Source organism: Cupriavidus sp. FW305-46, assembly GCF_058787075.1.
In genome coordinates this window covers 80668-97821 of sequence record NZ_JBYSZI010000012.1, presented here as the reverse complement: position 1 = coordinate 97821, position 17154 = coordinate 80668, and the positions used below count along the sequence as shown (strand labels likewise).

Genomic DNA, 17154 nt, shown 5'->3' with positions numbered 1-17154 from the left:
TGACAAATAGTCAACCAGTCGTCTATTGTCCTTCCCATCTGCTCACTAACTATTGCGACGTGCCAAGACCCCCCAACCCCGAAATCCGTAGCCGGCTGCTTATCGACGGTGGTCGTGTGATTCACAGCGCCGGTTTCAACGGGTCCGGCGTGCAGGACATCGTCGCTGCCGCCGATGTTCCCAAGGGTTCCTTTTACAGCTATTTCGACAGCAAGGAAGCCTTTGCCGCCGAAGTGCTCGAAGCCTATTGGGATGCCATTGAGCAACGCCATGGCAAAGTGATGTATGACGCGCGCATCACGCCGTTGGCCAGGATCGAAAAGTTGTTCGAGTTGCTGGTGGCGGACCACGCGGCACAAGATTTCAGGCTCGGGTGCCTGGTGGGCAACCTTTCTCTCGAATTGTCCAATACCAGCGGTGAAGTCCGAACGGCTCTGGAGCGCATTCTGGCGCGCTGGGAAGGTATCATCACAGCCTGCCTTGATGAGGCCAAGCTGCGCCAGGAACTGCCAGCGGACGTTGATTCCGCGCAGCTCGCGTCCATCATTATCGAAGCCTGGGAAGGGGCGGTCCTGCGCAGCAAGGTCGAGCGCAATGGCGACGCCTGCCGACGATTTCTGCAAGTCACCCTCAAGCGCTTGTTGTACTGAGATTTTTTTGCGATTTTAAATAGACGACTGGTCATATATATTCAGGGCATGGCCTAGTTGAAAACGATAAACATGTGTCTATTGACTGTGTCATCGCCCAACTACATTGAAGCCTGCTCAAACCAGCACGCATCGGCACCATGACCAGGCACCTGACGCTCAGACCTATTCAAGGCAACGCGCGCACGCGCCAATAAAGGAGTCTCACCATGTCTTCAGATCGCAGCCTCGACCAAGGCCTATCGCGACGTAACCTGCTGTTGGGCAGCGCGGCCGCAGCCGGCGCGCTGGTGGCTTCCGGCTTGCCCGGACCTGCGGCGGCAGCACCGTCGGCAGAAAAGGCGAACACCGCAAAGGCAAGCGGCAAGGCTTCAGGCAGCTACATCACGGCAAAGGACGGCACCCAGCTCTATTTCAAGGACTGGGGCGCCGGTCGCCCCGTTGTATTCAGTCATGGCTGGCCACTGAGCTCGGACAGTTGGGAATCCCAGATGATCCTTGTTGCTTCGGAAGGGCACCGTGCCGTTGCACATGACCGTCGTGGCCACGGCCGTTCAAGTCAGCCATGGAATGGCAATGAGATGAACACCTATGCCGACGATCTGGCCACGGTGTTCGAGACGCTCGACCTGCGGGACGCTATCCTGGTGGGCTTCTCCACGGGTGGTGGCGAGGTGGCCCGATACATCGGCCGGCACGGTACGCGACGCGTTTCAAAGGTGGTGCTGGTTTCAGCCGTGCCGCCTTTGATGGTGAAGACCGCCGCCAATCCGCGCGGACTGCCAATCGAAGTATTCGACGGCCTGCGTGCCGCACAACTTGCCAATCGGTCCCAGTTCTACAAGGACGTGCCGGCGGGGCCGTTCTATGGCTTCAACCGACCCGGTGCAAAGCCGTCGCAGGGGTTGATCGACGCATGGTGGGCGCAGGGCATGCAGGGTGGACACAAGAGTACGTACGACTCGATCAAGGCATTCTCCGAGACCGATTTCACCGAGGATCTCAGGAAGATCGATGTGCCGACCCTGATCATCCACGGCGACGACGATCAGATCGTGCCGATCGACGCCGCTGGACGCGCATCGGCAAAGCTCGTCAGGAACGCGAAGCTGATCGTCTACCCCGGTGCGCCGCATGGGCTCACCGACACCCACAAAGATAGATTCAACGCCGACCTGTTGGCATTCATCCGTAGTTGAAACGACGCCGCATCTGCCGGACCCCACGAAGGCGCCGGCAGACCGGCTCACCATAAGAGGTACTTCCCATGTGCAACCACCACACCCTCTATGCAGATCCCGTTGATCCGGCTCTGCCGAAGTCCGGCATTACGCTGGACCTGCCACGCACCGCGCTCGTCGTGATTGACCCGCAGATCGACTTCATGAGCCCCGAAGGCCGCAGCTGGGGCGTGGTCGGAGAAAGCGTGACGGAGCAGAACCTCGTGGCCAACCTAGTCCGTCTGTTCGAGGCCGCAAAACAGGCGGGCATCACGGTCGCCATCTCTCCCCACTATTACTTTCCCCATGACCACACATGGAAAGTGCAGGGCCCCGCCGAAATGTTCCAGCATGCCATCGGCATGTTCGACCGTCCGGGCGCGCTGAACCTGGACGGATTCCGTGACTCGGGCGCGGACTTCATGCCGGAACTCAAGCCGTATATCGAGGATGGCAAGACCATCATCTGCTCCACGCACAAGCTGTACGGCCCGCAGGCCAACGACCTTGTCCTGCAATTGCGCAAGCAGCGCGTCGACCAGGTGATCCTTGCTGGCATGGCCGCCAATCTGTGCGTCGAATCCCATCTGCGGGATCTGCTGGAGCAAGGTTTCGAAGTTGCTGTCGTGCGCGACGCCGTTGCAGGGCCGAAGCTACCCGAAGGGGACGGATATCACGCGGCACTGGTCAACTTCCGCTTCATCGCAAACGCGCTGTGGGATACCAACGAAACCGTGCAGCGGTTGGCAGGAAAGGTTGGAGCAGCCGCGTAGCGCCTGTCGTGCGCCAGGGCGCCAGCCCCTGGCGCGGCAATGGCAGGGTGCATGACTGTCTAGTTCAAAGAATGCATAGAGGCGACTCACATGCCTAAGATTCCTTCGCGCTACAGCTATTTCGCCTATGGTGTTATCCAGGCCGGATTGACCTGCTCCATCGCTGCTGCCATCGCAAGCCTTCCATTTGCAGAAGAAGGCCTGTTCTTTCAGCACTGGCTAAGGTCCTGGAGCGTTTCCTGGCTGACCATGCTGCCGGTTGTCGTGTCGGCCACGCCCATCATTCGCTGCCTGGTCGATCGCATGACAAACCACTCTTAGGTCATACCGTCATATGTCGATGGTCGATGGCCTAGTTGAAATCGATAAACATGTGCCTGTTGACTGTGTCATCGCTCAACTACATTGAAGGCTGCACAAACCAGCACGCATCGGCACCATGACCAAGAACCTGACGCTCGGACATGCGGAAACGGAGGCCGAGATCCGCGCCTGCTTCCCTGTCATGCGGCAACTGCGCCCCAAGCTGCAAATGCCGGAAGACTTTCTCGACACCGTCATGGTGCAAAGTGGACAAGGGTACCGGCTGCTCGCGCTCTGGGACGACGGCAAACCTGTTGCGCTGGCCGGATATCGGCGTCTTGAAAACCTGATCCACGGGCGCTTTCTGTACGTCGACGACCTGATTACCGATGCCGAGGGCCGGGGGCAGGGTCACGGCGAGCGTCTGCTGCAAGCGCTTTGCGAGCTTGGACGCACAGAAGGCTGCCAGCGACTTGTCCTGGATACCGCACTCGCGAACGCGCTGGCCCAGCGCTTCTATTTCCGTTCCGGCCTGCTCGCCAAGGGCCTCCACTTCTGCATGGAGCTGCAATGAAGCTCCTCAACCTGCTGCTGCTCGATTGCTGCCCGCGCCGTGACTATTCCACGAGCCGGCGCTCCGAGTCGATCTGGCGCGGGGATGCCGCGCTCCCTAACATGGAATCGTTCCACCTTCCTCAGCACGGAGAAGCATCATGAAGATTGTCATCATTGGCGGGACTGGCCTGATCGGCTCGAAGACCGTCGCCATTCTGCGCCAGGGCGGCCACGAGGTCATGGCCGCCTCGCCCAGGAGCGGTGTCAACAGCATCACTGGCGAGGGGCTCCAGGAGGCCCTGACCGGCGCCCAGGTGGTGATCGACCTTGCCAATTCCCCATCGTTTGAAGACAAGGCGGTACTGGCATTCTTCGAGACTTCCGGGCGCAACCTTCACGCGGCGGAGACCGCAGCGGGCGTTCAGCACCATGTCGCGCTGTCCATCGTCGGCACCGACCGGACGCCCGAAAACGGCTATTTCCGCGCCAAGGTCGCGCAAGAAAAACTGATAGAGGCCTCGGGCATCCCCTACACCATCATCCGCTCGACCCAGTTCATGGAATTCATCGGCGGCATCGCCGATTCCAGTGCGCAAGGAAATGTCGTCCGCCTTTCGCCTGGGCTGTTCCAGCCGATTGCTGCGGACGACGTCGCCGGACTCGCTGCCGATGTAGCGCTCGCACCACCGCGAAACGGCATCGTCGAGATCGCCGGCCCGGAACGAGCCCCGTTCAACGAGATCGTCGCCCGCTATCTCAAGGCGGTGGGCGACCCGCGTGAAGTCGTGCGCGACCCCGAGGCCCGCTACTTCGGCGGCCGGGTCGAGGAACATTCGCTGGTGCCGTTGGGCGAGGCGCGCCTCGGGCGCATCGGCTTAGAGGAATGGCTGCGTCAATCGCAGCAACGATAGTCCGCAGGGCGCATGCCCACGTAAGCAGCACCGGTTCGTCAGTCCCACATTGAGCAGATCACCAGGAGCAAACATGACCCAACGTACGAATTACTTCCAGCAATCCCCGGAACTTTCCAAGAAGCTCATGGAGTTCGGCGCGCTGTTCCAGAAGACCACGATCGAACAGCCCATTCGCGAGCTTGTCGAGATTCGCGCATCGCAGCTCAATGGCTGCGCGTTCTGCGTCGACATGCATATCAAGATGGCGAAGATCCACGGCGAGCGCGAATTGCGCCTGCATCATGTGGCGATCTGGCGCGAGTCGACGCTGTTCTCGCCGCGCGAACGCGCCGCGCTGGCCTGGACCGAGGTGCTGACCAGGCTTCCCGCCGAAGGCGTGCCCGACGATATCTATGAGCGCGTGCGCACCCAGTACAGCGAGAAGGAACTGTCTGACCTCACCTTCCTCGTGGGGGCGATCAATACCTGGAACCGCCTGAACGTGGCATTCCGCATGGTGCCTGGGTCGTCGGACAAGGCGTTCGGGCTCGACAAGGCCAACCTGGAGTGATGCCATGAAGACGGTCACTTCCGTTGCGGCAGCACTTGTGTTGTCGTGCCTGACGGTTGCAAAGCCGGCCGCCGCCGCGCCGGAGGCGAGTGTCACGCCCCTGGTCAAGGAAGCGTTGCCCGAATATCCGGGGAAGGAAGCCGAGATGATCATCGTGGAGTATCCGCCGGGCAGTGCCGATCCCGTGCATCGCCATGACGCCCACGCCTTCGTCTACGTGCTCGAGGGCAGCATCGTCATGGGCCTCAAGGGCGGAAAAGAGGTAACGCTCAAAGCGGGGGATACCTTCCACGAAGGTCCCAACGATATCCACACCGTCGGACGCAATGCCAGCAAGACGCAGCCAGCAAAGTTTGTCGTGTTCCTGATCAAGAACAAGGGCGCGCCGATCCTGACGCCGGTGAAGTAGTCGTCGTCCAATTTGGCACCGGCAATGCCGGTGCGCACTGTCCGGCCGGCAAGAGCGGCGCTACCGCATGCTCTTGCCGTGCCGCTGTTTTCCAGGGTGGCGTGAAGGGTTGTGGGACGGAAATTGATACTACGTCGGTTTCTTGGCAATATCACCATCACAAAATCAGGTCCCGGGCAGCGATCTGGTCGGTGGTGAGGGCGGTTGGCCGTGCTGCCTGCCGGCAGTTCGGACCTCGGACCCGCGACCTGCCGCCCCGCCGCGAGATGCGCACCATGCACCTGGGAAAATCGTACACAATATCCGAGTTCACGTTCTGGTCGAGACGGCAACTTTATGCCTCGCTAGCATGCGGTTCGCTGCCCGTAGTCCTTTATCAGTTCTTCGGGCTGAAATGGCTGTCAATCCCGGTCTCGGTTGTGGTGCTGCTGGGCACCGCCACGTCATTCATCGTGGGCTTCCGGAACGTGCAGACCTACAGCAGGGCCCTGGAGGCACAGCAGATCTGGACTGAGATCTTGAACGGCAGCCGGTGTCTGGGTGTGATGAGCCGGGACTTTCTGGCAGGGCAGGCGGCCGGGCGGGATCTGGTTCTCCGGCATTGCGCATGGCTGACGGCGCTCCGCTATCAACTGAGAACCCCAAGGATCTGGGAAAGCGCGGGCAAGGCATCCAACGTGGAGTACCGGAAGTACTACCGGGTTCCAGAGTGGGAGACTCCATTGGACGAGGCGCTTGCGCGTTATCTGCCACAGGCCGAACTCGACTCGCTTGCGCACGTCGAGAGCAAGACAAGCCGGTTGCTGGGAACGCAGTCAGCGACGATCAGGCGGTTCCTTGACGCTGGCGAGATCGGCAATACCTTCTATCTGGAGTTGGTAGGATCGATCAGAGGCTTCTTCGCGCAGCAAGGACGGGCGGAGCGTATCAAGGACTATCCGTATCCCAGGCAATATGCGGTCGTCAACAAGCTCTTTGTCCGTACGTTTTGTCTGCTACTGCCTTTGGGCATTCTTACAGAGTTCGAAAAGCTCAATGCCAGCGTTTCAGGCGTCATGCATGGCAACATGATCTGGCTGGTCATTCCATTTAGCACGATGATCTCCTGGATGTACCTCGCGCTGGAGCAAGTGGGCGAAAGCACGGAGAACCCGTTCGAAGGAAACGCCAATGATGTGCCCATGGCACAGATCTGCCGGAAGATCGAACACGAACTCATGGACATGCTTGGCGAGAAGTGCGATATCCCCGCGCCAACGGCCGGGCACGGTATTGTCCTCTGACCACTCAAGGTTATCGCTTTCCCACCTCCGACCACTTAGTCAGGCATTCTGTCATGTCTGCGGGCCGTGCGTCGTCTTATCGCTCAGTGCGCAGCCGCGATCGACAGCTTGCGAGTCGGCGTTTCGCGGTCGCGGTAGATCGCCCAGGTAACGGCGGCGGCGACCGGGCCGACCGGCACGTTGATGTAGAAGATCCACGACCACGCGTAGCCGTCGGTTAGCCAGCCGCCCAGCGCCGGGTTGGCGATGGGGCCGAAATTTCCATACGACCGACTTTATTTCTCGCGATCACAAGGCCATGACGCGGCTGACCGATCTGCCCCTATAATGCTTGATAATGCAACGATTGATCGAGCAATAAAATGACCCCACAGCCAGATAAGTCTGAGGCCAACGGCCAGGTGCTGCCGTTTCGCGAGTCCCTGCTGGCCATGCTGGGCGTGGCCTTTGTGGTGATGCTGGTGGCGCTGGACCAGACCGTGGTCGGCACGGCGCTGCCGACCGTGGTGGCCGAGCTGCAAGGCTTCGAGTACTACGCCTGGGTAGCCACGGCCTACCTGCTGACATCGGTGATTACCGTGCCGGTGTTCGGGCGGCTGGGGGACTATTACGGGCGCAAGCCGTTCGTGCTGGCATCGATCGTGGTCTTCTCGGTGGCCTCGGCGCTGTGCGGCATGGCGCCGAGCATGCCGTTCCTGGTGCTGGCGCGCGCGCTGCAGGGGATTGGCGGCGGCATGCTGGTCGGCACCGCCTTTGCCTGCATTGCCGACCTGTTTCCGGATACGCATGTGCGGCTGCGCTGGCAGGTGATGATGAGCGCGGCATTTGGCATTGCCAATGCGGTGGGGCCGTCGCTGGGCGGGCTGCTGACGGAGTGGTACGGCTGGCGCGCGGTGTTCTATGTCAACCTGCCGATTGGCGTGCTGGGGCTGTGGTTTGCGTGGCGCTACCTGCCGCACCTGCGCCAGCAGGCGCACAGCGGGCCGATCCGCGTGGACTGGCTCGGTGCCTTGCTGATCGCAGCCGGGCTGGGGTGCGTGCAGCTGAGCGTTGAACTGCTGCCGGCGCGCGGCTTCGATGCCAATACGGGGGGCTTGCTGGTGCTGGCGGCGATGGCACTGGTGGCGCTGTGGCAGTGGGAGCAACGCTGTGCCAACCCGATCCTGCCGGTGGAGATGTTCCGCAACCCGGGGCTGGCGCCGTTGTTCCGGCTGGCGGTGTTCACGGGCTTCACCATGTTCGCGCTGCTGCTCTATGCGCCGCTGCTGTTCCAGGGCGGCTTTGGCTATTCGCCGAAGGAGGCGGGCATCCTGATCACGCCGCTGGTGGTCTGCATCACCGCTGGCAGCATTCTCAACGGGCGCATCGTTACGCGCATCCGTCGCCCGAATACCATGCTCTATGCCGGCTTTGGCATGCTGGCGGTGTCCTGCCTGGGCCTGTCGCAGGCGACGCGCAGCATGCCGCACGGCGTCTTGCTGACGATCATGCTGATCGGCGGGTTCGGGCTCGGCTTTATCATGCCGAACCTGACGGTGTTTGCGCAGCAGACGGCAGGGCGCGAACACCTTGGCATTGCCACGGCCATGCTGCAATCGCTGCGCATGGTAGGCGGCATGGTGGGCACCGCGATCGTGGGCACGCTGGTCACGCGCAGCTATACCGGCGGTGTGGAACATGCGCTGTCCGCCGCCAATGCCGGACAATGGACGGCGCGCATGGCGGATCCGCAGATGCTGATCGACAAGGCGTCGCAAGTCGCGTTGCTCGGCCAGCTGGAGCAAGCCGGGCACAATGGCGCACTGTTGCTGGAACAGGCGCGCGTGTCGCTGGTCACTGCCATCCACCTTGGCCTGGTGGTGGCTGCGGTGGCCGCCGCGCTGGGCGTGTGGTGCGCCCGCCGGGTGCCGTCGATCAAGCTGACCCGGGCGCCGGCGCCCGCCATGGCCGCCGACTGAAGCGCCGGCCAGCAACGTAACCTGAGGAAAATGGATGGAACTGGAGCGACAAAGCGTGGCCGTACTGCAGCAGTTCGGCCGCACCTACCGCGCCTACGCGGCTGCGTTCGAACAGCGCCTGGGGCTGCCGCTGCCCCGCTGGCGCATCCTGCATGCGCTGCATCACCAGGAGGGCGCGATCGGCCAGAAGGCGCTGGCTGACCTGGTCGGCATGGACCCCGGCGCGCTGACGCGCCAGCTCAAGGCCATGCAGGAACTTGGCTGGGTGGAGCGCAGCACCTCGGAACGCGACAACCGCGTGACCCATGTCACGCTGTCACGGACCGGCCAGCAGGTGGTGGCGCACGCCATGCCGCTGCGCTCAGCCTTTCTGGAGGATGTGCTTGCCGAGGTGTCGCCGTCGACCATGCGCGAGCTGTCGCGCGGCCTGGCGCGGCTGGAGGCCGGCATCGCATACGCGCAGGCCCACGCGGCACAGGCAGCCGACGCCGCCTGATACGGCCGCGGCCGTGCCGCCGGCGCTCAGGCAGTCAGCAGCATGCCGTTAAGCGCCGCAAATTCAAACAGTTCCCGGTCGTTGGTGACGCCGAGCTTCTGCATGGCGCAGTTCTTCTGCCGGCTGATGGTCTTGACGCTGCGGCAGAGCAGGACGGCGATCTCGCTCACGGACCGTCCGGTCAGGTACAGCCGCAATACTTCCATTTCACGCCGGGACAGGCGCTCCGCGCCGGCCTGGCCGGGTGCGGCCGGATTGCCGGGATCGGCCTGCGACAGCACTTCAAGCGCGGATTTGCCGATGTAGTGGAAGCCCCGCTGGATACGGCAAACCACGGTCACCAGTTCTGACAGCGGCGAGTCCTTGAGCAGCAGGCCGTGCACCTGGGTGTCGAGGATGGAGCGCAGCACCAGCGGATTGGTGATCATGGTCAGCACGATCACGGCCAGTGACGGATGCCGCCGCCGCAGGCTGGCAAGCAGGCGCAGGCCGTCGCTGTTGCCCTCGCCGTGCGCGGGCATGTGGTAGTCGGTGATCACGACATCGGGACGCAGGCTTTCCACGCTGTTCAGCAAGGCCGTCGCGCTGGTCACGCAGCCGCACACCTCCCACCCGGTCTGGGTATGCAGGCGGTCCGCGACGGCCGCGCTGACCAGGGGGTGGTCGTCGGCAAGCAGGATCCTCAATGTCATCTGGTTGCTCCTCGATTCTTGTTCGTGGCAGCGCCGGCATCAAGAAAACGCCGCACGTCAGCGAGACGTGCGGCGCAAAAACGACGCCAAACAATACGACGCCAGACAACTGCGTGCATTGCCCCGGGACCGGGCCAAACGGGAGACGGCCGGACCGCAGCAATGCCATTGCAGGATATCGGCCGCGCGGTCTGGCGAAACTAGGAGGATTCGCAAAGCGCCGCCGTGGCGCAGCGGCCTGCACCGGGCAAAGTGGCGCGAGTGTAGCGCAGGGTCAGCGCTCGAAAAAATGTCTCAAGACTGTAATAAGAACGCCGCCGCCGCCGCCGCTGCGCAGCCAAAGCAAAAGGCGCTGGCGCCATCGGGCTGCCAGCGCCTTGCGGGCGCCGCTGCTGCGGGCGTTGCGTCAGGCCAGCGCGGATTGCGCGTGGGCTGCGGCGCGCCCGTTGCGGCGGCTGTCGATGGCCTTGAGCGGGTCGCGCAGCACGGCGCTGCCGACATCCATGATGTCGCGCAGCACGCCCTTGTCGCCGCTGCGCTCCGGTGCCCAGAAATGCAGTGCCGCCCATTCCGGGAAGCTGCTCGGCGGTGCCAGCAGGCGCGTCTTGCGCTCGCGCGTGACCAGCGGCACGTTGAAGTCCAGCACCGGGCAGATGCCCCCGGCCGAATGCAGCAGCGTGATCTGGGTATGCCATGACGGGACCACGGTCTCGCGATGCCCCGGAGTGCTGGCCTGGCGGCTCAGGAAGGCTCGCAGCGGGCTGCCGGCCTCGCAGTCTTCCTGCAGCAGGATCCAGTCGCTTTCGCCTTCGTCATGGCTGCCGCCGCGCGTGGCGCTGACCAGCCGGCGCGGCGTGGCCATGATGTTGTGCTGGCGCACGCGTTCGGGGTCGTGGCCGCTGTCGACGATGAAGGCGCAGTCCAGTTCGCCGCTGCCGAGATGGCCGGCAAGGGTGGCGTCGGCGATCACCGGGCGCGTGATAAAGCTGTCTCGCGGAAACTGCTCGCACAGTGCGGTCAGGATCTCGGTGATGACCGGGTCGCCGATCGACGATGAAAAGCCGATCGAAACGCGCCTGCCGTCGGCACGGCGCTTGCTCAGGCCAGGCTCGCCGGGGCGCACCAGCTGGTTCCATTTGGCCAGGATCTGCCGCGCCGTCTGCTCCAGGCGCAGCGCATGCGGTGTGGGTTCGAGCATCCCGTTGCGCTTGACGAACAGCGGATCGCCGGTGATTTCGCGCAAGCGCGCGAGGCTATAGGCCACCGTCGGCACGCGTCCCTGCGTGCAGGCCGCAACGGCGCTGAGGTCCCGGTATTCCATGACCAGGACAAAGACATGCAACAACTTCGTGCTGACGTGACGCATTCCGACTTCTCCCGATCCATGACTTTGTTTTCTTTATTTTCTTGTTGGTCCGACACCTACAGCGCTGGGTCGGACAAAGGGCGCAAGCGCGGCCTGGTGTCAGGGCAATGATCCGGTCCCTGACAGTGACAGGCGCAAGCGACATGCACGGCGCGCGCTGCGGGCATGTCCGGATGAAAAAAAGGTGGGCAAAAGCCCGGGCAGGATGCTGCGAAAACGCATGGCACGACTCCTAAATGTCCGACTTGCGTCGACAAATGGCGCAGTGACGATTCGATCCTTCAGGCCCGGTACTGTTGGCAGCGTGAACGCGCACCAGTCTGGGTGGTGCGGGCTGCCTGGCCGCTCTTCTGCCGGCGCCGCCAGGGCGCCGCGCGAAGGCGTGCGAAATTTAGTTGTGCCGAGGAATCTTAATACATGCTCAGCAAAAGTCATAGAAACTTGAATTGATGACAGTCTTCTAATTTTGTTTAGTACCTCTTTGTCTGTACATCAATACATGGCTTGAAATCGGGGCCACCGGGCGATTCATGCACGATTACAGCCGTGCAGAAGGTCGTCATGCCCATGTGTTATGGCGGCCGGCATCTTCGTTTCCGCGATGCGCAGTGAGAATGATCTAACTGGATTCCAAATTGGCTTAACGAAATTTGGCAATGCGCGCCAGCGCCGGCGGCAGCTTGCGCAGAGATAATTTTCTTAACTCGCGCAGCGAAGACACTGAATTGCTTTTTGGCGCGGCCGTGGGCTAACGTAGGGCTAGAGTCGGCACAGTTGGCGGCGCGGCTGGCGCCGCTTGTCGCCCGCCGTTGTGATGCGGAGAGATTCGTGAACAGACGGTATTCGGAAGAGCAGATCCGCAGCTACCTGGCCGAGGCGGCCAGCGGCGTGCCAGTGCGTGAGCTGTGCGCGCGCTATGGTTTCAGCGATGCTTCGTTCTACGGATGGCGTGCCCGTTACGGCCAGCCCAGCCAGGGTGATGTACGTGACGGCCGCAAGCTGCGCGAGCTGCAGGAAGAGAATGCCCGGCTCAAGAGTATGCTTGCGGATGCGCTGCTCAAGCTTGAGCTGATGCGCAACCGTACCGGCCGCCGCAATGGCACTGGCAAGGATCGCTAGCGGCGGACGGTTCTTGCAATGCGCCGCGGTGTCGCTTCCACGTGCCGCGGAGGGTTCTGGAGTATTGGTTTGACGAAGTTTCTGATCAAGGCGGGCGTGCTGGCATGCGCCGCCATGGTGGTCGTCCCCGCGTGGGCGGCCAGTGCTGCATCGGCGGCCGCGGCCGCCGGCACTCCGATGGTGGCCCCGCCGCCGCCACGGATGCTGGACGAAGCCACGGCCGTGGTGGAAGGACCTGATGGCAAGGTGTCTGCGTCGCAGCGGCAGCACTGCCAGTCATTGCTGGACCAGATCAACGCGCTGCCCGGCGGGCCGCAGTGGTCCACCGGCAAGTCGTCGGTAACCACTGCCGACGGGCGCACATATCCGACACTGGAACGCCAGGCAGACCGCAAGCGCCTGGAAGAGGCGTATCGCCAGGAATGCACGCAGCAGCGCCGCTGAGGCGCCCCCCGGCAGCAGGCCGTCACCTGCGTATTTGTGGAGAGCCGACATGCACCGTTTCAAACACCTCTTCGCATGGTGCCTGGCGCTGATGCTGATGGCGCCGCTCGGGCCAGCGATGGCGCAGTCCAAGCTGAGCAATGCCCAGCTTGACCAGCTGACCGCGCCGATTGCCCTGTATCCCGATGCGCTGCTGTCGCAGGTGTTGATGGCTGCCACCTATCCCGCCGACGTCGCAGCTGCGGCGCAATGGTCCAAGGCCAATCCCAGCCTGTCTGGCGATGCCGCGACCAAGGCGGTCGCCAGCCAGGCCTGGGACCCCAGCGTGCAGTCGCTGGCCGCGTTCCCCTCCGTGCTCGACATGATGGGCCGCCAGCCGCAGTGGGTGCAGTCGGTCGGCGACGCGTTCCTGGCCCAGCCCAACGACGTGATGGATTCCGTGCAGCGGCTGCGGGTGCAGGCGCAGAAAGCTGGCACGCTGAAGACGACCGAGCAGCAGAAGGTCGTGACGCAGACCACCGGCGGCACCACGATCGTGCAGATCGAGCCGGCCAATCCGCAGGTGGTCTACGTGCCGACCTACAACCCGACCACGGTCTACGGCACCTGGGCGTACCCCGCGTATCCGCCGGCCTATTACCCGCCGCCGCCCGGCTCCGTGTTTGCCACGGCACTGGTAACGGGCATCGGCTTCGGGCTTGGCGTGGCGGCGGTCGATGCGATGTGGGGCGGGTTCAACTGGAATAGCCACGACGTCAACATCAATGTGAACCGCTACAACAACATCAACGTCAACCAGCGCCTGGACGTCAACCGTGCCAACGTGAACTGGCAGCACAACCCCGCCAACCGCGGCAACGTTCCCTACAACAATGCGGCGGTGCGCGGTCGCTATGACCAGCAGCGCCAGTCTGGCCTCGCCAGCCGCCAGCAGGGTGTTCAACCCGGCCAGCGCGTAGGGGCCGCCGGCGGCGGGGTGCAACGCCAGCCTTCCCAGCGCGACCAGGCGCGAGAGCGCGCCGCGCAGTCGTTCGAGGGCCGTACCGGACAATCCATACCGGGCCATGCGGGCGGGGTGGCAGACCGCTCGCGCCCGGGTGCCGCCGGCGCTGGCGTGCAGAATCCGCGGCCGGCCGGTGCTGACCGCCAGCGCGCAGACCAGGCCCAGGCCCGCGACCGTGCCCGCAATGCCAACCGGGACAGCGCGCTGCGCGATGCCGGCAACGGCGACCGCATGCGCCAGCAGACCCAGCGCGCGGCGATGCCGCACCGGGAAGCGCCGCAAGCGCGCCCGGCCGGGCTCCACCAGGGCGGCGTGCACCAGGGCGGTGGACTGGGCGGCGGCGGTGGAGGCCGGCTCGGCGGCGGCGAACATTTCGGCCATGGTCGGAGGTAAATCATGATGCACATGACCGCTAATCCCTTCTCTGCCGCAGCCCGAGCGCTGCGCACGCTCGCGGCGGCCGCGGCCCTGTCCCTGTCCCTGCCGGCGATGGCCCAGCAGGTCTTCCCCAGCCCTGACGCTGCCGCCGAGGCGCTGGGTGATGCCATCGCGCGCAGCGACGGCGACGCATTGCAGCGCGTGCTGGGCAAGCAATACCAGTCGCTGGTGCCGGAGGGCTCCATCAACCGCGACGACGTCTACGAATTCCTTGGCGCCTGGGCGCGCCACCATGCCGTGCAGCCCGATGGCGAGCGCCGCGCGCTGATCGCGGTCGGGCAGAGCGGATGGACCTTCCCCGTGCCGCTGGCGAAGCAGAAGGGCGGCTGGCAGTTCGACTTGCGTGCCGGCCAGCAGGAAGTGCGCCGCCGCCGGCTCGGGCGCAATGAACTGGTGACGATGGAAACGCTGCTGCAGCTGGCCGATGCCCAGCAGCGCTACGCGGAGCAGGTGGGGCAGGGGCGCTACGCGACCCAGTTGATCAGCGCGCCGGGCAAGACCAACGGCCTGTACTGGCCCGCGGCCAGCGAGCAGGACGCGAGCCCGATCGGCCCCGATGCGCTTGCCATGGGCCCGGATACGCCCGCCGCGGATGCTTTCTACGGCTACCATTACCGGATCCTGCCGCCGGCCAAGGGCAGCGACGCCAAGTACGGCCTGATTGCCTGGCCGGCCCGCTATGGCGATACCGGCGTGCATACCTTCATGCTCGGCAGCGACCGCGTCTTCTATGAGCGCGACCTCGGGCCCGGCACGGCATCGCGCGCCAAGACCATCCGCAGTTTTTCGCCTGCCGGCTGGCAGCGCGTGGCGGACCGCTGAGCCCTTGGCCCCAGAGCCCCGGCCAGCCGCCTAGGCCAGCCGGGGTTCGCCGAACTCCCCGCCGTAGGCTTCTGATCTGGCCGCCGCCGGCCGCGGGACCGGATCCAGGTCGGCATAGACCGCGGCCAGCCCGTCGCGGTCGATGATGCGCAGGTGCCGCTGGCGCACCGAGATCAGCCCGACCGAGGCAAAGCGCGACAGCAGCCGCGACACCGTTTCCAGGGTCAGCCCAAGCAGGCTGGCGATGTCCGTGCGCGACATGGCCAGCGTCAGCGCGCCGTCGCGGTTGCCGTCGCGGCGCGCCTGCTCGCCGGCGAGGTCGAGCAGCAGCATGGCCAGGCGCTGTGGCGCCCTCATCGACCCCACCGCCACCAGCAGCACGCGTTCGCGCTCGGCGTTGCGGCGCATCGCTTCCAGCACCGTTTCACGGAATGGGGCGGACTGCATGAGGGTGCGCAGGGATTCGACCGAGACCGCACAAACCACTGCATCCTGCAGCGCGATTACACCAGTCCCATAGACCGGACCTTCGTGCGGCTCAAGCCCCAGCACATCGCCGGGCAGCGAAAAACCCGTTACCTGCCGCCAGCCCAGCGGCGATTCATAGACCTGCTTGGCGCTGCCATGGCGCAGCGGGTAGACCGTCAGCGCAGGGCGGCCCTGGCGGAACACATGCTCGCCGGTGCGCACTTCTACCCGCTCCGGCTGCAGCGCCATCGGCACGTGCGGCAGGGGAGCTTGCGCCCCGGCATTGTGGCAAACGTGGCGAAAGAGGCAGAGCAGGCAGGCTGGGGCGCCGTTGTCCGGCATGGTGTCATTGTCCTCCGGTGACGATGGCCAAGTATAAAACGTCGGCAACGCAAGCCATCTCGCTGCGATCTGCATTCTTTCGTGTGGCTAGTTTAAAAATTTCGCATTGCGGGCGCGAGGCTCGTTGCGTTTGTGCCATAAGCGCGGGAGTACGCCGGCGGGCGTAATGCTGATTGTGATATGCTGCATTGCAACAATAAAGGCACAGGAGGAGATCGCGTCACACGATCAGGAGTCCTCATGACCAAAAGCTTTGCCGCTGACTGGCACGCGCAGATCCGGCGACTGAGCCGTGCGCAAGCCCGCACGGAAGCCCAGGTGAAGTCCTGGCTGGACCGCGTGGATTCGCTTAATCCGCTCACGCCGGCTCGGCCTGACCGCCCGCCGGGCAAGCTCCGGCCCGCCCGGCCAGCACCCGCGCCGGGTTCCCTGCCCGGTACCTGGCAGGCGCACAGGCTGCGCCTGGCGCCGCTGCCGGGCGAACTGGTGCCGCAACTCTCGTATCACCTCTACATACCGTCCAAGGCCCATCGCGGCCCGTTGCCGGTGGTGGTGGTGCTGCATGGCTGCCGCCAGACGCCGGATGACCTGTCGGCCGGCACCCGCATGAATGCGCTGGCCGAGCGCGAGGGATTTATCGTGGCCTACCCGCAACAGCCCTTGCGGCGCCAGGTACAGCGCTGCTGGCAGTGGTTCGACCTGGGCGCCGCCGAGGGCGGACGCGAGGCGCAGGCGGTAGCCGCGCTGATCGATGCGCTGGCTGCGCGCCACGACGTGCGCGAGCGCGAGATCTACCTGGCCGGCATGTCCGCCGGCGCGGCCATGGCCGCGGTGGTGGCGTTGCGCTACCCGGGCAAGGTGGCGGCCGCGGCGCTGCATTCCGGCGTGGTCATCGGCGCGGCCGACAACCCGCGCGCCGGCCTGCGGGCCATGCAGCAAGGCTCGGCGGCCGATCCGTCATGGCTGCTGGATGCCGCCGGCGTGACACCGGGCGGTCCCGAGATGCCCGCGCTGGTGATCCACGGCCTGGCCGACGACGCGGTCCATCCGGTCAATGGCCGTCTGCTGGCCCGGCAGTTCCTGGCTTACAACGGCCTGGAAGACCGGCTCGCCGGTACGCCCGCGCAGTCCGACCCGGAAGACGAAGCGCCGGGCCGGTCCCATGAATACCGCTTCGGGCGCTGGCGCCGCGACCTGGTCACGCTGGTGGAAGTGGAGGGCCTGGGCCACGCCTGGAGCGGCGGCGATGCCAGCTATGGCTACCACAGCGATATCGGCCCGGATGCCAGCACGCTGATGTGGCAGTTTTTCAGCCAGCACCGGCGTTGAAGTCGGGCAGCACCAATGCG

General features: G+C 64.4%; 20 protein-coding genes and 1 pseudogene. 17 read left to right on the top strand and 4 right to left on the bottom strand.

Annotated features, from left to right (window positions below):
* Positions 1-59: 59 nt before the first annotated feature.
* From AC3WON_RS08470 to AC3WON_RS08425, 10 genes are all read left to right on the top strand, one after another.
* On the top strand, positions 60-650 hold the full coding sequence (locus tag AC3WON_RS08470) for a TetR/AcrR family transcriptional regulator (RefSeq protein ID WP_492351601.1): 591 nt from the start codon (positions 60-62) through the stop codon (positions 648-650).
* Positions 651-859: 209 nt separating this feature from the next.
* Entirely contained in the window at positions 860-1849 is a 990-nt protein-coding gene (locus AC3WON_RS08465) for an alpha/beta fold hydrolase (protein WP_035824135.1), read from the top strand.
* A 68-nt stretch (positions 1850-1917) separates the two neighbouring features.
* A complete protein-coding gene (locus AC3WON_RS08460; RefSeq protein WP_492317281.1) occupies positions 1918-2643 on the top strand; it encodes a cysteine hydrolase family protein in 726 nt (241 codons plus the stop codon).
* Between the two features lie 90 nt (positions 2644-2733).
* A complete protein-coding gene (locus AC3WON_RS08455; RefSeq protein ID WP_035824137.1) occupies positions 2734-2964 on the top strand; it encodes a DUF2798 domain-containing protein in 231 nt (76 codons plus the stop codon).
* A gap of 118 nt (positions 2965-3082) precedes the next feature.
* Complete coding sequence (locus tag AC3WON_RS08450) at positions 3083-3520, top strand: GNAT family N-acetyltransferase (RefSeq protein ID WP_492351600.1); 438 nt, start codon at positions 3083-3085, stop codon at positions 3518-3520.
* Entirely contained in the window at positions 3517-3663 is a 147-nt protein-coding gene (locus tag AC3WON_RS08445; RefSeq protein ID WP_161786873.1) for a hypothetical protein, read from the top strand. Before AC3WON_RS08450 ends, AC3WON_RS08445 begins: the two co-directional genes overlap by 4 nt.
* On the top strand, positions 3660-4412 hold the full coding sequence (locus AC3WON_RS08440; RefSeq protein WP_492317283.1) for an SDR family oxidoreductase: 753 nt from the start codon (positions 3660-3662) through the stop codon (positions 4410-4412). Before AC3WON_RS08445 ends, AC3WON_RS08440 begins: the two co-directional genes overlap by 4 nt.
* 73 nt (positions 4413-4485) lie before the next feature.
* A complete protein-coding gene (locus AC3WON_RS08435) occupies positions 4486-4965 on the top strand; it encodes a carboxymuconolactone decarboxylase family protein (protein WP_035824143.1) in 480 nt (159 codons plus the stop codon).
* 4 nt (positions 4966-4969) lie between these two features.
* The gene (locus AC3WON_RS08430; RefSeq protein ID WP_035824145.1) at positions 4970-5374 is read left to right on the top strand and encodes a cupin domain-containing protein; all 405 of its coding nucleotides are present in this window, start codon (positions 4970-4972) and stop codon (positions 5372-5374) included.
* Between the two features lie 275 nt (positions 5375-5649).
* A complete protein-coding gene (locus tag AC3WON_RS08425; protein WP_492351599.1) occupies positions 5650-6657 on the top strand; it encodes a bestrophin family protein in 1008 nt (335 codons plus the stop codon).
* A gap of 98 nt (positions 6658-6755) precedes the next feature.
* Here the strand turns inward: AC3WON_RS08425 and AC3WON_RS08420 are convergent.
* Positions 6756-6911 (bottom strand): annotated as a pseudogene (locus AC3WON_RS08420) (DHA2 family efflux MFS transporter permease subunit); the annotation flags it as partial.
* A 108-nt stretch (positions 6912-7019) separates the two neighbouring features.
* On the opposite strand from AC3WON_RS08420, the gene AC3WON_RS08415 reads away from it, so the two are divergent.
* On the top strand, positions 7020-8615 hold the full coding sequence (locus AC3WON_RS08415) for an MFS transporter (RefSeq protein WP_492351598.1): 1596 nt from the start codon (positions 7020-7022) through the stop codon (positions 8613-8615).
* Positions 8616-8649: 34 nt separating this feature from the next.
* Positions 8650-9111 carry a MarR family winged helix-turn-helix transcriptional regulator gene (locus AC3WON_RS08410; RefSeq protein WP_010811054.1) on the top strand — a complete coding sequence of 154 codons (462 nt, stop codon included), beginning with the start codon at positions 8650-8652 and terminating at the stop codon, positions 9109-9111.
* A 26-nt stretch (positions 9112-9137) separates the two neighbouring features.
* Here AC3WON_RS08410 and AC3WON_RS08405 read toward each other — a convergent pair whose 3' ends face one another.
* Positions 9138-9803 (bottom strand): response regulator, encoded by a 666-nt coding sequence (locus AC3WON_RS08405; RefSeq protein WP_492351597.1) that lies wholly within the window; start codon positions 9801-9803, stop codon positions 9138-9140.
* A gap of 406 nt (positions 9804-10209) precedes the next feature.
* Entirely contained in the window at positions 10210-11169 is a 960-nt protein-coding gene (locus AC3WON_RS08400) for a LysR substrate-binding domain-containing protein (protein WP_492317286.1), read from the bottom strand.
* Between the two features lie 828 nt (positions 11170-11997).
* On the opposite strand from AC3WON_RS08400, the gene AC3WON_RS08395 reads away from it, so the two are divergent.
* From AC3WON_RS08395 to AC3WON_RS08380, 4 genes are all read left to right on the top strand, one after another.
* On the top strand, positions 11998-12288 hold the full coding sequence (locus AC3WON_RS08395; protein WP_492317287.1) for a transposase: 291 nt from the start codon (positions 11998-12000) through the stop codon (positions 12286-12288).
* Between the two features lie 69 nt (positions 12289-12357).
* Positions 12358-12732 carry a hypothetical protein gene (locus tag AC3WON_RS08390; protein ID WP_492317288.1) on the top strand — a complete coding sequence of 125 codons (375 nt, stop codon included), beginning with the start codon at positions 12358-12360 and terminating at the stop codon, positions 12730-12732.
* Between the two features lie 49 nt (positions 12733-12781).
* Complete coding sequence (locus AC3WON_RS08385; RefSeq protein WP_492317289.1) at positions 12782-14128, top strand: DUF3300 domain-containing protein; 1347 nt, start codon at positions 12782-12784, stop codon at positions 14126-14128.
* Between the two features lie 3 nt (positions 14129-14131).
* Complete coding sequence (locus AC3WON_RS08380) at positions 14132-14995, top strand: DUF2950 domain-containing protein (protein WP_492351596.1); 864 nt, start codon at positions 14132-14134, stop codon at positions 14993-14995.
* 30 nt (positions 14996-15025) lie between these two features.
* On the opposite strand, the gene AC3WON_RS08375 is transcribed toward AC3WON_RS08380, so the two are convergent.
* Positions 15026-15805, bottom strand: a complete 780-nt coding sequence (locus tag AC3WON_RS08375; protein WP_492351595.1) for a Crp/Fnr family transcriptional regulator — start codon at positions 15803-15805, stop codon at positions 15026-15028.
* A 240-nt stretch (positions 15806-16045) separates the two neighbouring features.
* On the opposite strand from AC3WON_RS08375, the gene AC3WON_RS08370 reads away from it, so the two are divergent.
* Positions 16046-17134: an extracellular catalytic domain type 1 short-chain-length polyhydroxyalkanoate depolymerase gene (locus AC3WON_RS08370; protein WP_492351594.1), complete on the top strand. Its 1089-nt coding sequence runs from the start codon at positions 16046-16048 to the stop codon at positions 17132-17134.
* Positions 17135-17154: the final 20 nt, after the last annotated feature.

Coding starts and splice junctions, on each gene's coding strand:
- AC3WON_RS08465 (WP_035824135.1), top strand. CDS start 860: ATGTCTTCAGATCGCAGCCTCGACCAAGGCCTATCGCGACGTAACCTG.
- AC3WON_RS08460 (WP_492317281.1), top strand. CDS start 1,918: ATGTGCAACCACCACACCCTCTATGCAGATCCCGTTGATCCGGCTCTG.
- AC3WON_RS08455 (WP_035824137.1), top strand. CDS start 2,734: ATGCCTAAGATTCCTTCGCGCTACAGCTATTTCGCCTATGGTGTTATC.
- AC3WON_RS08450 (WP_492351600.1), top strand. CDS start 3,083: ATGACCAAGAACCTGACGCTCGGACATGCGGAAACGGAGGCCGAGATC.
- AC3WON_RS08445 (WP_161786873.1), top strand. CDS start 3,517: ATGAAGCTCCTCAACCTGCTGCTGCTCGATTGCTGCCCGCGCCGTGAC.
- AC3WON_RS08440 (WP_492317283.1), top strand. CDS start 3,660: ATGAAGATTGTCATCATTGGCGGGACTGGCCTGATCGGCTCGAAGACC.
- AC3WON_RS08435 (WP_035824143.1), top strand. CDS start 4,486: ATGACCCAACGTACGAATTACTTCCAGCAATCCCCGGAACTTTCCAAG.
- AC3WON_RS08430 (WP_035824145.1), top strand. CDS start 4,970: ATGAAGACGGTCACTTCCGTTGCGGCAGCACTTGTGTTGTCGTGCCTG.
- AC3WON_RS08425 (WP_492351599.1), top strand. CDS start 5,650: ATGCACCTGGGAAAATCGTACACAATATCCGAGTTCACGTTCTGGTCG.
- AC3WON_RS08415 (WP_492351598.1), top strand. CDS start 7,020: ATGACCCCACAGCCAGATAAGTCTGAGGCCAACGGCCAGGTGCTGCCG.
- AC3WON_RS08410 (WP_010811054.1), top strand. CDS start 8,650: ATGGAACTGGAGCGACAAAGCGTGGCCGTACTGCAGCAGTTCGGCCGC.
- AC3WON_RS08405 (WP_492351597.1), bottom strand. CDS start 9,803: ATGACATTGAGGATCCTGCTTGCCGACGACCACCCCCTGGTCAGCGCG.
- AC3WON_RS08400 (WP_492317286.1), bottom strand. CDS start 11,169: ATGCGTCACGTCAGCACGAAGTTGTTGCATGTCTTTGTCCTGGTCATG.
- AC3WON_RS08385 (WP_492317289.1), top strand. CDS start 12,782: ATGCACCGTTTCAAACACCTCTTCGCATGGTGCCTGGCGCTGATGCTG.
- AC3WON_RS08380 (WP_492351596.1), top strand. CDS start 14,132: ATGATGCACATGACCGCTAATCCCTTCTCTGCCGCAGCCCGAGCGCTG.
- AC3WON_RS08375 (WP_492351595.1), bottom strand. CDS start 15,805: ATGCCGGACAACGGCGCCCCAGCCTGCCTGCTCTGCCTCTTTCGCCAC.
- AC3WON_RS08370 (WP_492351594.1), top strand. CDS start 16,046: ATGACCAAAAGCTTTGCCGCTGACTGGCACGCGCAGATCCGGCGACTG.